This is a genomic window from Polaromonas sp. YR568 (assembly GCF_943369675.1).
Lineage (GTDB): Bacteria > Pseudomonadota > Gammaproteobacteria > Burkholderiales > Burkholderiaceae_C > Polaromonas.
Genome location: NZ_CALROB020000027.1, coordinates 17,402 through 31,664, shown reverse-complemented (window position 1 = coordinate 31,664; position 14,263 = coordinate 17,402). Strand labels below are relative to the sequence as shown.

The following is a 14,263-nucleotide window of genomic DNA, read 5'->3' as shown; positions in this document are numbered from 1 at the left end:
CGCATTAAAGCACATGAATTAAACAACTGATTGAATTAAATCAATTGTTTCAATTGGGCTTGAAAGTGGCGGTCCACAGCTGCCGGATGGCGTCGCACTCCGCCTGCAGCGCCGGCGGGCTGACCTGGGTCGGCTCTTCATTGAGGCGCGCGCGGTGCTGCACGCGCCGCAGTTCGCGGTAGGCGTCTGCGGCGTGCTGCCCTACGCCGGGCGGCAACAGGCCGGCGGTCTCGGCGCGCTGCAACAGGGAAATGTTGCCCACGTTGGCGACCAGTTCCGGGTGCTGCGCGGATTCGGACAGCACCAGGAACTGCACCGCGAACTCGGCGTCCACCATGCCGCCGGGGCTGTGCTTCACGTCGAACTTGTCGCCTTTGACCGGCCTGGCGTTGCGCACTTTCTCGCGCATGGCGACGATTTCGCTGCGCAGCGCCGCCTTGTCGCGCGGGGCGGTGATGACGGTCTCGCGCACCTGGTCGAAGCGCTTGCGCAGCGCGTCGTCGCCGAGCACGCAGCGCGCGCGCGTCATGGCCTGGTGTTCCCAGGTCCAGGCGGTGTTGCTGCCGCGCTGCTGCTGGTAGCGGGTGTAGGCCTCAAAACTCGTGACCAGCAGGCCCGAGTTGCCGTTGGGGCGCAGGGCCGTGTCGATCTCGAACAAATCGCCTTCGCCGGTCTTGATGGTCAGCCAGTTGATCAGCTTGCGCACAAAGGCCGCATAGACCTCGGGGGCGCGCTCGTCATCGTCCTCATAGACGAACACGATGTCCAGGTCGCTGCCGTAGCCCAGTTCCTTGCCGCCGAGCTTGCCGTAGGCAATGATGGCGAACTGCGGCGTTTCGCGGTGCCGGTTTTTCAGGCGCTGCCAGCACCAGCGCGTGGTGATGTCCAGCAGGGTCTCGGCCAGCGCGCTCAGGTCGTCGGCCACCTGCTCGACCGTGAGCACGCCTTCGAGGTCGCGCGCCAGCGTGCGGAAGACTTCGGCATGGTGGGCGCGGCGCAGCAGGTTCAGGCAGGTTTCCTCGTCGTCCTCGCCGGTGCTGCGCAGGGCCGCCAGCCGCTGCTCCACGTCGCGCGCGAAGGCCGCGCCGTCAAAGCGCTCCTTGAGCAACTCGTCGCTGGCCAGCTCGTCGATCACGCCGGGATGCTGCAGCAGGTAACGCGCCGGCCACCTGGCCGCGCCCAGCAGGCGCAGCAGGCGTTCATGCACGGCCGGCCGCTCCAGCAGCAGCGCCAGGTAGCTTTCGCGCCTGAGCAGCGGCTCTATCCAGTCGATGATGCGCACGGCCGCCTCTTCCGTCACCGTGCCTTCGGCCAGCCAGGCGGCAGTGCGCTGCACCAGCCGCGTCAGGCGCGCGCGCGAATCCTCGCGCAGGGCCAGCACCCGGGGATGCTCGCGCCACAGCGCCAGGCGGGCGCGGAACTGGTCGGGCCATTGTTCCGACAGCTGCTCCAGCAGCTCGTCAAGCTGCTGCGGTGCGGCCTTGGTCTTGCCGCCGCAGCCTTTGCAATCGGGCTTGCCGCCCAGCAGCTTGTCGAACTCGCCGGCCACCAGTTCGCGGTGCGCGTCGAGTTCGCTCAGGAAGGGGCAGCAGTTGCCGTAGCCCAGGGTTTCGGCGATCCAGGCCAGGTCGTCGTCGCGCGTGGGCAGCACATGGGTCTGCTGGTCGTCCAGGTACTGGATGCGGTGCTCCACCTTGCGCAGGAAATCGTAGGCCCGCGCCAGCGCATCGGCCGTGTCCTGCGGCATCAGGCCGGCACGGGCCACGCGCTGCAACGCGTCCACCGTGGGGCGGGTGCGCAGTTCCGGGAACTGCCCGCCGCGCACCACCTGCAGCAGCTGCACGGTGAATTCAATCTCGCGTATGCCGCCGCGCGACATCTTCACGTCGTTGGCGCGTTCGGGGTGGCCGGCACAGCGTTTGGCCGCGTGTTCGCGGATCTGCCGGTGCAGCGTGCGCAGCGCGTCGAACACGTTGTAGTCGAGGTAGCGCCGGAACACAAAAGGCAGCACCGAGCCACGCAGCGCCTGCGCGGAGCCGCTCTGGATGCACTCCAGCGGCGCCACGACCCGGCTCTTGAGCCAGGCAAAACGCTCCCATTCGCGGCCCTGCGCCTGGAAATACTCTTCGAGCGCGCTGAGCGAGACGGCGGCCGGGCCGGAATTGCCGTTGGGCCTGAGCGCCAGGTCCACGCGAAAGACAAAACCGTGCTCGGTGGCGTCGCCGATCAGGCTGAAGACGGCCTTGACCTGGTGCGCAAAGTATTCGTGGTTGGAGATCTGCCCGCGCCCGTCGCTGCGCCCGGCGGTTTCGCCGTCGTGGTCGTAAACGTAGATCAGGTCGATGTCGCTGGAGACGTTGAGTTCGCGCGCGCCCAGCTTGCCCATGCCCACGACCCACATCTGGGCGCGTTCACCGGCGGGGCCCCGCGGCATGCCGTGCTGTGCATCGAGCATCGTGGCCGACTCCCGCATCGCCACGTCGAGAGCGAGTTCCGCCAGCTCGGTCATGGCGCGCGTCACGACCGCCAGCGGCGCCTGGTGCTCGCAGGCGCCGTCGCAGTCGAGCGCCACCAGCCGCTCCATGACCAACTGGCGCAGCACGCGCAACGCGGCGCCGGTTTCCAGCCCCTGCGCCAGCAGCGCGTCCAGGGCAGGCTGCATGGCCGCGCGCACGGGCGCGCCGGGGAGGAGCAAAGGGAGTTGTTCGGCGTAGCGGCGGCGAACGCGCTGGACGAACCGGGAATAGCCCGACGCAGCCGGTCCGGCGGCGGAGGGAGAGTCGGGGCTGGCAGTCAGGGCAACGGTCATCACACTACTTCACAAAACTTCATGGTCACCCGCCGGGCGCATAAGGGCCCCGGCGGTCATAATTCTCAAGTCAATGGAGCCAACGATTCCCAGCCTGTCCACCCTGCCGCCGCGCCGCCTGCACTGGCTTGCCCTCATCCTGCGCGTCCTGTTGTGGCTTGTCGCCGCGGCCTGGCTGCTCTTCGGCCTGAGCTGGTTCGTGCTGCATGGCTGGATTGTGCCGCGAATCGGCGAATTCCGTCCGCGCCTGGAAATAGAGGCCAGCAAGGCGCTAGGGGTGCCCGTGCGCATCGGCGAAATCACCGCGACCTCCCAGGGCATGATCCCCTCCTTCGAGCTGCGCGACGTCACCCTGCTGGACGCCCAGGGCCGTGAAGCCCTGCGCCTGCCCCGCGTGCTCGGCGCCCTGTCGCCTTCTTCGATCTGGGGCCTGGGCTTCGAGCAGATCTCCATCGACAAGCCCGAACTCGACATCCGCCGCGCCGCGGACGGGAAAATCTACGTCGGCGGGCTGGACGTTTCGCAGGACCGCGCGGCCGGCCAGAGCGCGGCGGCCGACTGGTTTTTTTCGCAAACCGAGTTCGTCATGCGCGGCGGCACCGTGCGCTGGACCGACGAGCTGCAGCGCGCGCCGCCTCTGGCGCTGACAGAGGTCGACTGGGTCATGCGCAACGCGCGGCGCCGGCACCTGCTGCGCCTGGACGCCACGCCGCCCGCGGAATGGGGTGACCGCTTCAGCGTCAGGGGCATATTCCGCCAGTCGCTGCTGTCCGGCAGCGCCGGCGACTTCAACGCCTGGACGGGGCAGCTGTTCGCCGAGTTCGCCCGCGTGGACACGTCGCGTGTCCGGCAGTACGTCAACATGGACACGCTGGGCGTGGAACTGGCGCGCGGCAACGGTGCGCTGCGCGCCTGGGCGGACGTCGACAAGGGCCGCATCACCGGCGGCACGGCCGACGTGGCGCTGCGCGACGTGGACGCGCGTTTCGGCACCAAGCTCCAGCCGCTGGCTTTCGAATCCGTTGCCGGGCGCATAGGCGGCGCGCAGCGCGCCAACGGCTTTGACTTCAACACCGAGGGCCTGCGCTTTCGCACCCGCGACGGCCTGCAGTGGCCGGGCGGCAACGTCGCCCTGGTGCACACCGGCGACGAGGCCGGCGCGCCGCAGCACACCGAACTCAAGGCCGACAAGCTCGACCTGGCCGCGCTCGCGCAGATCGCCAACCGCCTGCCGCTGGATGCCGCCACGCACGGCCTCATCGCGTCCTTCGCGCCCAGGGGGCTGGTGGAGACCGTCGAGGCGCGCTGGCAAGGGCCGATCAACGCACCCGGCAGCTATGCCGCGAAAGGGCGCGTCGCCGGCCTGGCGGTTGCCGCCCTGCCGGCGGCCGTGGTGGTGCCCGCCCCGGCACACCCCGTGCCTGGCAGGCCGGGCATCAGCGGCGCGGCGATCGACTTTGACTTCACGCAGGATGGCGGGCAGGCCAAGGTCAGGATTGCCAACGGCTCACTCGACCTGCCCGGCGTGTTTGAGGACTCGCTGGTGCCCTTTGACCAGCTGTCGGTCGACGCCCAATGGAAATTCTCGGGCCGCAAGATCGAGGCGCAGCTGCGCAACCTGCAGTTCGCCAACGCGGACGCCCAGGGCGAGGCGCAGGCCACCTGGCGCACGGAAGACGTGGCCGGCGGCGCGGCGCCCGCGCCGGGCGCGCCCGACCTCCGGTTTCCCGGGGTGCTGGACTTGCAGGGCAGCCTGAGCCGGGGCGACGGCACGCGGGTGCATCGCTACCTGCCGCTGGTGCTGCCCGACCCCGTCCGGCATTACGTGCGCGATGCGGTGGTGCAGGGCCAGGTGAGCGACGTGAAGTTCAAGGTCAAGGGCCCGCTGGAGCACCTGCCCTTCACCAACCCGGCGCAAGGGGACTTCCGCGTGTCCGCCAAAATCCGCAACGGCCACTTTGCTTACGTGCCCAAAACCATACAGCCCGCGGGCGCGGCGCCCTGGCCGGCCCTGACCGAGCTGGGCGGCGAGCTGGTCTTCAACCGCGCATCACTCGAGGTGAACGGCGCCAGCGGCAAGGTCGCCGGCCTGCCAGGCCTGCAACTGGTCAAGGCCGATGCGCGCATTCCCGACCTGACGCATGACTCCACGGTCAACGTGAACGTCGACCTCAAGGGCGCGCTGGCCGACGCGCTGGGCTTCGTCAACCAGTCGCCGGTCGGCGCCATGACCAGCCACGCGCTGGCCAAGGCCACGGCGACGGGCACGGGCGAGTACCGCTTCCGCCTGGAGTTGCCCATCCATTCGATCGACAAATCGCGCGTCGACGGCAACGTCACGCTGCCCGGCAACGACGTGCAGTTCGCGCCGGCCACGCCCATGCTGGCCAGACTCAAGGGCGTGGTGAACGTGAGCGAAAAGGGCTTTTCCGTCGCCGGCGGCCAGGCCAAACTGCTGGGTGGCGACGTGCGTTTTGACGGTGGCATGCGCTCACAGCCGCGTGCCCCGGGCAGCGCCGAGACCGAGAGCATCGCCACCTTCAAGGCGCAGGGCAACGTCACAGCCGAAGGGATGCGCCAGGCCAGGGAACTGGGGCCGCTGGCAGGCATGGCGCAGAACGCCACCGGCGGCACGGCCTACACCGCGACGCTGGGCTTTCGCCGCGGCATGCCGGAATTTTCCATCTCCAGCAGCCTGCAGGGCATGGCGCTGAACCTGCCTGCGCCCCTGAGCAAAACCGCCGACGCGGCCTTGCCGCTGCGCGTGGACAGCGCCCTCGTGCCGGCCTCCCTGGCGCCCGGGCAAAAACTCGAAGACCAGCTGTCGGTCGCGATCGGGCGCGTGGCGTCCATCGTCTATGTGCGCGACCTGAGCGGCGCGGAGCCCCGCGTGATCCGCGGCGGCATTGGCATGGGCCTGGAGCCCGGCGAGACGGTGCCCATGCAAGAGGCCGGCGTGGCGGCCAACATCAACCTGGCCCATGTGGACCTCGATGCCTGGCAGAAATTGTTGGGCGATTCCACGGTCGGCGGCACGTTCCAGGCGCCCCCGCCGTCGGCCTCTTCCGCCGCGATGAACCGCGCCGCCGCGAATGCGGCCATGGGCTACCTGCCGACCACCATGGCCATACGCGCCAAAGAACTGGTGGTCGAAGGGCGCAAGCTCAACAACGTGGTGGTCGGCGGTTCGCGCGAAGGCCTGACCTGGCGCGCCAACATCGACGCCACGGAACTCAACGGCTATGTCGAGTTCCGCCAGCCGGGCGGCATAGGCGCCGGGCGCGTCTACGCGCGGCTCTCGCGCCTGAGCCTGGAGCCCGGCACGGCCAGCGACGTCGAAGCCATCCTGAACGAGCAGCCCGCCAGCATCCCGGCCCTGGACGTGGTGGTCGAAGACCTGGAGTTGCGCGGCAAGAAGCTCGGGCGGGTCGAGATCGACGCCGTCAACCGCGGCGCCTCAAGCGCGGCGCGCGAGGGCGTGCGCGAATGGAGGCTGAACAAATTCAACGTGATCCTCCCTGAAGCCGTGCTCACGGCCACCGGCAACTGGGTGGCCTTGAATGCGCAAGTCGCCGCGGCGGGCGGGAGCCGCGCCGCGCGCGCGGCCGCCGAGCGCCGCCGCACCGTGATGAATTTCAAGCTGGAGATCGCCGACTCGGGCGCGCTGCTCAGGCGCTTCGGCATGGGCGAAGTGATACGCCGCGGCAAGGGCAAGCTCGAAGGCCAGGTGGGCTGGGTCGGTTCGCCGCTGAGCTTTGACTACCCGAGCATGAGCGGGCAATTCAACGTCAACGTCGAGTCCGGTCAGTTCGTCAAGGCCGACCCCGGCATCGCCAAGCTGCTGGGCGTGCTGAGCCTGCAGTCCCTGCCCCGGCGGCTGGCGCTGGATTTTCGCGACGTGTTCTCCGAAGGCTTCGCGTTCGACTTCGTGCGCGGCGACGTCAACATCAACCAGGGCGTGGCCCACACCAACAACCTGCAGATGCGCGGCGTCAACGCGGCCGTGCTGATGGAAGGCTCGGCCGACATCGCCAAGGAGACGCAGGACATCAAGGTCGTGGTGGTGCCGGAAGTCAATGCCGGCACGGCCTCGCTGATCGCCACCGCCATCAACCCTGCGATCGGCCTGGGTACCTTCCTGGCGCAGATGTTTTTGCGCCGGCCCCTGATGCAGGCGGCCACCCAGGAGTTCCACATCGACGGCACCTGGTCCGATCCCAAAGTTACCAAGCTGGACCGCAAGGCCCAGGCCGACAACAAGCCCAGCCAGGCTTCCACGGAGACGCGCTGACCATGAAAATAGCCGCTATTCAAATGGTGTCGGGCACCCGCGTCGAGGACAACCTGGATGTGGCCCGCCAGCTTCTGGGCCAGGCCGCGGCGCAGGGCGCCGAGCTGGCCGTGCTGCCCGAGTACTTCTGCATCATGGGCCGCAAGGACACAGACAAGCTGCAGTTCCAGGAGACCCCCGGGCAGGGGCTGATCCAGGACTTCCTCAGCCGCTCGGCACGCGAGCTGGGCCTGTGGATCGTCGGCGGCACGCTGCCGATGGCCACGGCCGATGCCGGCCGCGCCCGCAATTCCTCGCTGGCCTACGCGCCTTCGGGCGAATGCGTGGCCCGCTACGACAAGATCCATCTCTTTCGCTTCGCGCAGGGCCGGGAAGACTACGACGAAAGGCGTGTGCTGGAGCCCGGCACGCAGCCGGTGCGCTTCGAACTCGCCTCGCGCGACGGCCACGTCTACATCGTCGGCATGAGCATCTGCTACGACCTGCGCTTTCCCGAACTCTACCGCGCCCTGAAGGCCGACCTGCTGCTGGTGCCCAGCGCCTTCACTTACACCACGGGCCAGGCGCACTGGGAAGTGCTGCTGCGCGCGCGGGCCATTGAAAACCAGGCCTACGTGCTGGCGGCGGCCCAGGGCGGCACCCATGAAAACGGGCGCCATACCTGGGGCCACAGCATGGTGGTCGACCCGTGGGGCCAGGTCCTGGCCGAGCGCGCTGAAGAGGCGGGCGTGGTGATGGCCGAAGTGCTCAGCGCCAACCTGCAAGGCGTGCGCGAGCGCCTGCCGGCCCTGACCCACTGCGTCCTGTGAGGGAATCCCGGGCGTGAAGTTTCCGCGTATCAAGGTGAGCCGGGCCAGCCGGCGCTGGACGCTGTGGGCCCTGCTGGTGATGCTGGTGGTGGCCTTGCTGGGCCTGCTGGTCTGGCTGTCGGGGCGCTACGAATCCAGCATGGTGCAAAGCCGGCTTGAGCACGACGCCGCCGAAACCGTCACCGACATCCGCTCGGGCCTGACGCGCAACATCCAGTCTTTCCAGGCCCTGCAACCCGGCGAGCGCACGCCCGAAACCTGGAATGCGCCGGCCGCCGAGCTGATGCGCGAGCACCGCGAGATCATGCGGCTCGAATGGCGCAGCGAGGCGCTGGACGTGCTGGCCTTTGTCGAGACGCCTTACCGCAGCTCGGTGTTCGAGCGGCTCGGCAGGGCCGGCATGCAGGCCGACGTGAGCCTGACCTGCACCACGGCCCGGCGCCTGAGCGGCTCGGCCTATTCCACCAGCTATTTCATGCCGCAGTCCGACGGCCTGGGCCTGGAAGTGCTGGACATGTGCCTGCCCATCGTGGTGGCCGGCCGCATCACCGGCTACACAGTGGCCACCTATTCGCTGCAGGACATCCTCGGGGAGCTTGTGGGCCGGCAGCTGGCGCGCGGTGTCGGCCTGTCTTTCACCGAAGCCGACGGCACGCGCCTGGCGCTGCACGGCGTGCCCTCGCGCGGCAACCGCATCTACATCGCGCAGCAGCTGCTGGACCTGCCGGGCAACACGCTGGTCGTGCGCATGGAAAGCCGGCTGGGCACGCCGGCGCTTTTCCCCAACGTGCTCACCGCGCTGGTGACCGCCATGTCGCTGGCGCTGATGGCGGTGCTGTTCCTGCTGGGCCGGGACATGCGGCGCCGGCTCAAGGTCGAGCACGACCTGGGCGAGGCGCTGGCCTTTCGCAAAGCCATGGAGGACTCCGTGCTGACCGGCTTGCGCGCGCGCGACCTGCAGGGGCGGATCACCTACGTGAACCCGGCTTTTTGCAAGATGGTGGGCGTGGAAGCCAAGGACTTGCTGAACCAGAGTTTCCCCTCGCCCTACTGGCCGCCGGAGCTGGCCGGCGTCTACCAGCAGCGCCAGGAAATCCGGCTGGCCGGCAGCAACCTGCCGCGCGAAGGCCATGAGTCGGTGTTCATGCGGCAGGACGGCACGCGCTTTCCGGTGCTGATCATGGAGGCGCCGCTGATCAACGCGGTAGGCAAGCACACCGGCTGGATGAGCGCCATCCTGGACGTGAGCGAGCAGCGCCGTGTCGAAGAACTCTCGCGCGCCAGCCAGGACCGCCTGCAGGCCACGGCCAGGCTGGCCATGGTGGGCGAGATGGCCTCGCTGCTCAGCCATGAACTCAATCAGCCGCTGGCGGCGATTTCGAGTTACGCCACCGGCTCGCTCAACCTGCTGCAGGAAGAAACCGCCCCCGACCGGGCGCACGCGGCCGCCCCCACGCCGGCGCCCCTGTCCGAAGACCTGCAGCTGGCCATGCGCCGGATCGCCGAGCAGGCCGAACGCGCGGGCAAAGTCATCAAAAGCGTGCACGACTTCGTGCGCCGGCGCGACAAGGTGCGCGAGTCGGTGGAGCCGCGCGCCTTGCTCGACGCCATCATGCCGCTGGTCACGCTGCAGGCCCGCAAGCTCGGCGTGCGCGTCGTGATCGAGGTCGATGAAGCCTGCGGACGCGTGCTGTGCGACCGCACCATGGTCGAGCAGGTGCTGCTCAATCTCTCGCGCAACGGCATGCAGGCCATGCAGGCTTCCGCGGAGGCCGCGCAGCTGTCCCGCGGCTTGGCCGCGCAGCCCGAAAAGGTGTTGACCCTGCGCATACGCCCCGCCGCGTCCAACGCGCACAGCCGCTGGGTCGAGTTCGCGGTGATCGACCGCGGCGAAGGCATTGCCGGCGACGTCGCGGAACGGCTGTTCACGCCCTTCTTCACCACCAAGGAAGAGGGCATGGGCCTGGGCCTGAGCCTGTGCCGCACCGTGATAGAGCAGCACGGCGGCTTCCTCGGCTTTGAGCCGGCCGAACCGCAGGGTACGATTTTCAGTTTCACCCTGCCCGCGGCGCCGTCCAGGGACGGCGCTTAGGCGCAAGCTTGAAGGACACCATGGAACCCATCCACAATGCCACGGTCTACATCGTCGACGACGATGCCAGCGTGCGCGACGCTCTGGCCTGGCTGCTGCGCTCGCGCCGCCTGCTCAGCGAGACCTTCGACAGCGCCGAGGCCTTCGATGCGCGGGTGTCCGGGCAGTTCGAGGTGCGCTCGCCTTCCTGCGTGCTGCTGGACGTGCGCATGGCCGGCCTGAGCGGCCTGGCCATGTTTGAAAAGCTGATCGGCTACGGCTTGCTGCCCACCCTGCCGGTGATTTTCCTGACCGGCCACGCCGATGTCCCCACCGCCGTCGATGCGGTCAAGCGCGGCGCCTTTGATTTTTGCGAAAAGCCTTTTTCGGACAACGCGCTGGTGGACCGCATCGAGCAGGCGCTCACCCATTCAGCCGCGGCGCTGGCGCAGCACAGCGAGTCCATCGGCCTGCAGGCCCGCATCGACGGCCTGACCGAGCGCGAGCGCGACGTGATGCGGCTGGTGGTGGGCGGCCTGCCCAACAAGCTGGTGGCCGACCAGCTGGACATCAGCGTGCGCACGGTGGAAGTGCACCGCGCGCGGGTGTTTGACAAAATGGGCGTTAAATCGGCGGTGGAGCTCGCCAACTTGTTGCGCAACCTGTAGCCTTTACTTTTTGTCGGGCTCCGCGTCGGGCGCGGGCTGTTCCGGGTCCTTCAGTTCGCCGTTTTTTCGGCCTGAGAACATCGTCCACCACACAATGAACACCAGCAGCAGCAACGCCCCCAGGGCTTCCAGCAAAAGTAAGGCCATGATATTTCCTTGGATTCCGTCAATACACGCCGCGCATTCCATGGGTTTGGCGCGGCTTGCGCCGATTATCGCCACGGCGGTGTTGTTGGCCTCCTGCGCCAGCCCGCCCGCGCCGCCTTCATCGGCGCCAAGTGCGGAGCCCACGGCCGCCGGCAGCCGCCCCGGTGATTCGGGCCCCCTGCCCGCGTCCATGCAGCAAGGCAAAAGCCGCTGGGTGGCGGTGCGCTGGGCCGAGCTGCCGGGCTTTGAGGACGACCAGCTGTTCGAGGCCTGGAACGCCTGGCTCAAAAGCTGCGAGCGTCCCGGACCGGTGTTTGCGCCGCTGTGCGGGGAAGTCCGCCGCCTGAGCATCGTCTCGGCCGAAGAGCAGCGCAACTGGATGGTGGGCCGCTTGCAGCCTTACCGTGTCGAGACCCTGCAGGGCGCGCCCGACGGCTTGCTGACCAGTTATTACGAACCCGTGCTGAAGGCCAGCCGCCAGCCCGGCGCGGGCTACGAGGTGCCGCTGTACCGCCCGCCGGCATCGCTGGGCAGCCGCAAGCCCTGGTATTCACGCCAGGAAATCGACACGCTGCCCGAAGCTAAATCGGCGCTGCGGGGCCGCGAGATCGCCTGGCTGGCCGACCCGGTCGAAGCCATGTCGCTGCACATCCAGGGCTCTGGGCGCCTGAACCTGACCGAAGCCGACGGCTCGCAGCGCACGGTGCGGGTGGCCTATGCCGGCTCCAATGAGCAGCCGTTTCGCAGCGTCACCCAGTGGCTGGTGGACCAGGGTGAAGGCCGCATGACGGCGCCCTGGGTCGAATCCACCAAGGCCTGGGTAGCGCGAAACCCGCAGCGCGCGCAGCAGATGCTCTGGAGCAACCCGCGCTACACCTTCTTCCAGGAGCAGCCCCTGAGCGAACTGGACGCCGCCTTCGGCCCCAAGGGCGCGCAAGGCGTGGCGCTCACGCCGGGCCGATCCATCGCGGTCGACCCGGGCAGCATTCCCTACGGCACGCCGGTGTGGCTGGCCTCGCGCGGCGGCGCCGGCAGCCTGCAAAAGCTGGTGCTGGCGCAGGACACCGGCAGCGCCATCGTGGGCGCGGTGCGGGCCGACTATTTCGCCGGCACCGGGCCCGAGGCCGGCCAGCTGGCCGCGCGCATGAACCAGCCGCTGCGGCTGTGGGTGCTTTGGCCCCGTTGAACAACCCTCCAGGAGTCATCATGATGAACAGGCCATGGAACATGTGCGCCGCACTGCTGGCGACAGCAACACTGGCTGGTTGCGCAGGCGGCAACTGGCAAGGCGCCGGCCCGCTGTACCGCTGCGAACACGGCATCGAGTTCCGGGTCAAATTTATCGACGACACCGCGGTGCTGGACGGCTCCGGCGGCAACGACGTGCTCAACCGCGACGCCGGCGGCCAGGGGCCGCAGCAGACGGTCTACAGCAACCCGCGCATGCGCGCCGAATTCGGGCTGGGCGCCAGCGGCCGCGAAGCTGTCCTTCGCTATCCCTTGCTGCCTTTGGTCGCACGCTGCGTGCGCGATTAGCCCTAACGCACCGAGAGGCGAACCTCTACGCGCATACCGTCCCGCCGGGTGGATTGCCGGCTGTCGGCGATGCCGTTGCTGCTGCCGGCGCCCGCATCGTCCGACTCCGCGACGGTGACCCATTCCCCCAGGCGCACGGACAGCGAGGTGCTGACGGACGATGAGGACAGTGGCGCCATTGGCGAGGCGCCCGGGCGGCTGGCCTGCCCCGCGGCCAGTTCCAGTTCCACGCTGTCGCCGCCGTACCAGAGGGGCCTGGCCGAAAAGCCGCTGTTGGCGTCGATGAACACGGTGCCGCCCTGATGCGCCTGCACCAGCCGCAGCGGCTGGCTGTTGCCCAGGTTGATGTTGGCGCTGCGGCCGTTGAGTACCAGCACGCGCTGCACCAGGTCGCGGGCATCGCTGTGCTGGCTGTCCTGGGCCGTGATGCCGGCGTTTGCGCCCGAGCGGCCCGGCTGCAGGACGACGCCGCCCTGCATGCCCAGCGCGCTCTGGGAGCGCAGGCTGCTTCCGGCCTGCCGCACCTCGATCTGCAGGTTGCGCATCGGGATGGCCTCGGTGCTGGTTGCCGGACTGATGGCCGGCTGCGCTCGTAAAACCTGGGCGAAACCCATCAAAAGCGTGAGAGATATGGCTGGGATGAGGTATCGGGAGGTGGGCATGGCGCGCTCCATGGGAATGATGCGAGGGGTGAGGAAAATGTAAACGGATGGAAGCGAGAGCGGAAGTGGCCGCCAAGTCAAGCTACCATCCACTGAAGCCAGCCCCCGGTCAACCACTTTACGCCGCCAGCTGTGTTGAGTGTGCGCTTAATACCCCTGTTCCCATGAGCCCAAAAACAAAAGTCTTTACCTCCATCTTTGCCCTCGTTGCCGTGTACTGCGTCAGCGTCGGCCTTGATGCTTACCGCCTTACTTCGTCGGAAGTATTTCCATTGGCCAGGAAGAGCGTGGCCGCATACCTGGTTGCTACGGAGGCCGGGGGATCCAGGGATGTTTTTCGCTTGAAGTGGTGGTCTTCCTGGTACTTCAGAAACAATTCCTTCGACGGGCGGGCGCAATTTCAGCTCTGCGCCGATCGTACGGATTGCCACACCGTCATTGCGTACAGGGACAACGGCCGGTGGAGCATCAATATTGACGGCACCTATGTCAACACCGATAAATGGAGATATCGGTCCAACGGTGACCTGATCAATACGGAAGTCCGCTGGAAAAAAAAGGCGGCGGATACGCCTCAGTGACGCCCCAGTGCGCTCATCCGGGAGCTTCCAGGCGCGTTTTATTTATTGCGTCAAATGCCCCAGGGGCAAGGCACTGCTCGCCTTGACCTCCCCCAGTGAAAAACTCGTGTGCAGGTCTTTCACGTTCGGCAGGTTGATCAGGTTCTGCAATGCGAATTTGCTGAAGGCCTCCAGGTCCTGCGCCACGACTTGCAGCTCGAAAGTGCCGGTGCCGCTGATGTAGTGGCAGGACACGATTTCCGGCAGTTTCTTGATGGCTTCCTCAAGTTGGCGCGTGGCGTCGCCGCTGTTGCGGTCGGCGTCCAGCCGCACAAAGGCCAGCACACCCAGCCCTATCTTGTGGCGGTTGATCTCGGCCCGGTAACCGGTGATGAAGCCGCTTTCTTCCAGCGCCCGCACGCGCCGCCAGCAGGGGGCGGCCGACAAACCCACGCGTGAGGCCAGCTCGATGTTCGTCAGGCGTGCATCCAGCTGCAACTCCTTCAGGATTGCGATGTCAAACTTGTCTAATGTTTCCATATTTGCTATTTTGCAGCAAGATCCTTTCTAAAACCATGCTAAATCGGGCAAACAAAGCAAAGACATATCCGGTCTGGCGGCATACACTTTGCATGCATATAGAGGGCAGTCCCTAACCGGGTTTGACCCTCACGCTGACCTGCCCACAAGGCGGTATTAAAAAACAGTCC

11 protein-coding genes are annotated in these 14,263 nt (G+C 67.5%); 7 read left to right on the top strand and 4 right to left on the bottom strand.

Going from position 1 to position 14,263, the window contains the following annotated elements:
• Nucleotides 1-49: 49 nt before the first annotated feature.
• Nucleotides 50-2,809 (bottom strand): bifunctional [glutamate--ammonia ligase]-adenylyl-L-tyrosine phosphorylase/[glutamate--ammonia-ligase] adenylyltransferase, encoded by a 2,760-nt coding sequence (gene glnE / locus ACLV8F_RS15590; protein ID WP_411885114.1) that lies wholly within the window; start codon nt 2,807-2,809, stop codon nt 50-52.
• A 73-nt stretch (nt 2,810-2,882) separates the two neighbouring features.
• Between glnE and ACLV8F_RS15585 the strand changes: the two genes are divergently transcribed.
• Genes ACLV8F_RS15585 through ACLV8F_RS15570 form a run of 4 tightly spaced genes read left to right on the top strand, consistent with a single transcriptional unit; the run spans nt 2,883 to nt 10,648 of the window.
• Nucleotides 2,883-7,100 carry a YhdP family protein gene (locus ACLV8F_RS15585; RefSeq protein ID WP_411885113.1) on the top strand — a complete coding sequence of 1,406 codons (4,218 nt, stop codon included), beginning with the start codon at nt 2,883-2,885 and terminating at the stop codon, nt 7,098-7,100.
• Nucleotides 7,101-7,102: 2 nt separating this feature from the next.
• Nucleotides 7,103-7,909, top strand: a complete 807-nt coding sequence (locus ACLV8F_RS15580) for a carbon-nitrogen hydrolase family protein (protein ID WP_411885112.1) — start codon at nt 7,103-7,105, stop codon at nt 7,907-7,909.
• 13 nt (nt 7,910-7,922) lie between these two features.
• Nucleotides 7,923-10,001: a two-component system sensor histidine kinase NtrB gene (locus ACLV8F_RS15575; protein WP_411885111.1), complete on the top strand. Its 2,079-nt coding sequence runs from the start codon at nt 7,923-7,925 to the stop codon at nt 9,999-10,001.
• Between the two features lie 20 nt (nt 10,002-10,021).
• Entirely contained in the window at nt 10,022-10,648 is a 627-nt protein-coding gene (locus ACLV8F_RS15570) for a response regulator transcription factor (protein WP_411885110.1), read from the top strand.
• Nucleotides 10,649-10,651: 3 nt separating this feature from the next.
• Here the strand turns inward: ACLV8F_RS15570 and ACLV8F_RS15565 are convergent, their stop codons facing one another.
• Nucleotides 10,652-10,795 (bottom strand): hypothetical protein, encoded by a 144-nt coding sequence (locus ACLV8F_RS15565; protein WP_411885109.1) that lies wholly within the window; start codon nt 10,793-10,795, stop codon nt 10,652-10,654.
• Between ACLV8F_RS15565 and ACLV8F_RS15560 the strand changes: the two genes are divergently transcribed.
• On the top strand, nt 10,743-11,981 hold the full coding sequence (locus ACLV8F_RS15560) for a murein transglycosylase A (protein ID WP_411885108.1): 1,239 nt from the start codon (nt 10,743-10,745) through the stop codon (nt 11,979-11,981). The genes ACLV8F_RS15565 and ACLV8F_RS15560 overlap by 53 nt on opposite strands.
• A 23-nt stretch (nt 11,982-12,004) precedes the next feature.
• Complete coding sequence (locus tag ACLV8F_RS15555; RefSeq protein WP_411885107.1) at nt 12,005-12,331, top strand: hypothetical protein; 327 nt, start codon at nt 12,005-12,007, stop codon at nt 12,329-12,331.
• Between the two features lie 2 nt (nt 12,332-12,333).
• On the opposite strand, the gene ACLV8F_RS15550 is transcribed toward ACLV8F_RS15555, so the two are convergent.
• Nucleotides 12,334-12,993, bottom strand: a complete 660-nt coding sequence (locus ACLV8F_RS15550) for a hypothetical protein (protein WP_411885106.1) — start codon at nt 12,991-12,993, stop codon at nt 12,334-12,336.
• A gap of 164 nt (nt 12,994-13,157) precedes the next feature.
• On the opposite strand from ACLV8F_RS15550, the gene ACLV8F_RS15545 reads away from it, so the two are divergent.
• Entirely contained in the window at nt 13,158-13,574 is a 417-nt protein-coding gene (locus ACLV8F_RS15545; protein ID WP_411885105.1) for a hypothetical protein, read from the top strand.
• 42 nt (nt 13,575-13,616) lie between these two features.
• Here ACLV8F_RS15545 and ACLV8F_RS15540 read toward each other — a convergent pair whose 3' ends face one another.
• Complete coding sequence (locus tag ACLV8F_RS15540) at nt 13,617-14,093, bottom strand: Lrp/AsnC family transcriptional regulator (protein ID WP_411885104.1); 477 nt, start codon at nt 14,091-14,093, stop codon at nt 13,617-13,619.
• Between the last annotated feature and the right edge of the window lie 170 nt (nt 14,094-14,263).

Coding starts and splice junctions, on each gene's coding strand:
- ACLV8F_RS15555 (WP_411885107.1), top strand. CDS start 12,005: ATGAACAGGCCATGGAACATGTGCGCCGCACTGCTGGCGACAGCAACA.
- ACLV8F_RS15580 (WP_411885112.1), top strand. CDS start 7,103: ATGAAAATAGCCGCTATTCAAATGGTGTCGGGCACCCGCGTCGAGGAC.
- ACLV8F_RS15550 (WP_411885106.1), bottom strand. CDS start 12,993: ATGCCCACCTCCCGATACCTCATCCCAGCCATATCTCTCACGCTTTTG.
- ACLV8F_RS15565 (WP_411885109.1), bottom strand. CDS start 10,795: ATGGCCTTACTTTTGCTGGAAGCCCTGGGGGCGTTGCTGCTGCTGGTG.
- glnE (WP_411885114.1), bottom strand. CDS start 2,809: ATGACCGTTGCCCTGACTGCCAGCCCCGACTCTCCCTCCGCCGCCGGA.
- ACLV8F_RS15560 (WP_411885108.1), top strand. CDS start 10,743: ATGAACACCAGCAGCAGCAACGCCCCCAGGGCTTCCAGCAAAAGTAAG.
- ACLV8F_RS15570 (WP_411885110.1), top strand. CDS start 10,022: ATGGAACCCATCCACAATGCCACGGTCTACATCGTCGACGACGATGCC.
- ACLV8F_RS15585 (WP_411885113.1), top strand. CDS start 2,883: ATGGAGCCAACGATTCCCAGCCTGTCCACCCTGCCGCCGCGCCGCCTG.
- ACLV8F_RS15545 (WP_411885105.1), top strand. CDS start 13,158: ATGAGCCCAAAAACAAAAGTCTTTACCTCCATCTTTGCCCTCGTTGCC.
- ACLV8F_RS15540 (WP_411885104.1), bottom strand. CDS start 14,093: ATGGAAACATTAGACAAGTTTGACATCGCAATCCTGAAGGAGTTGCAG.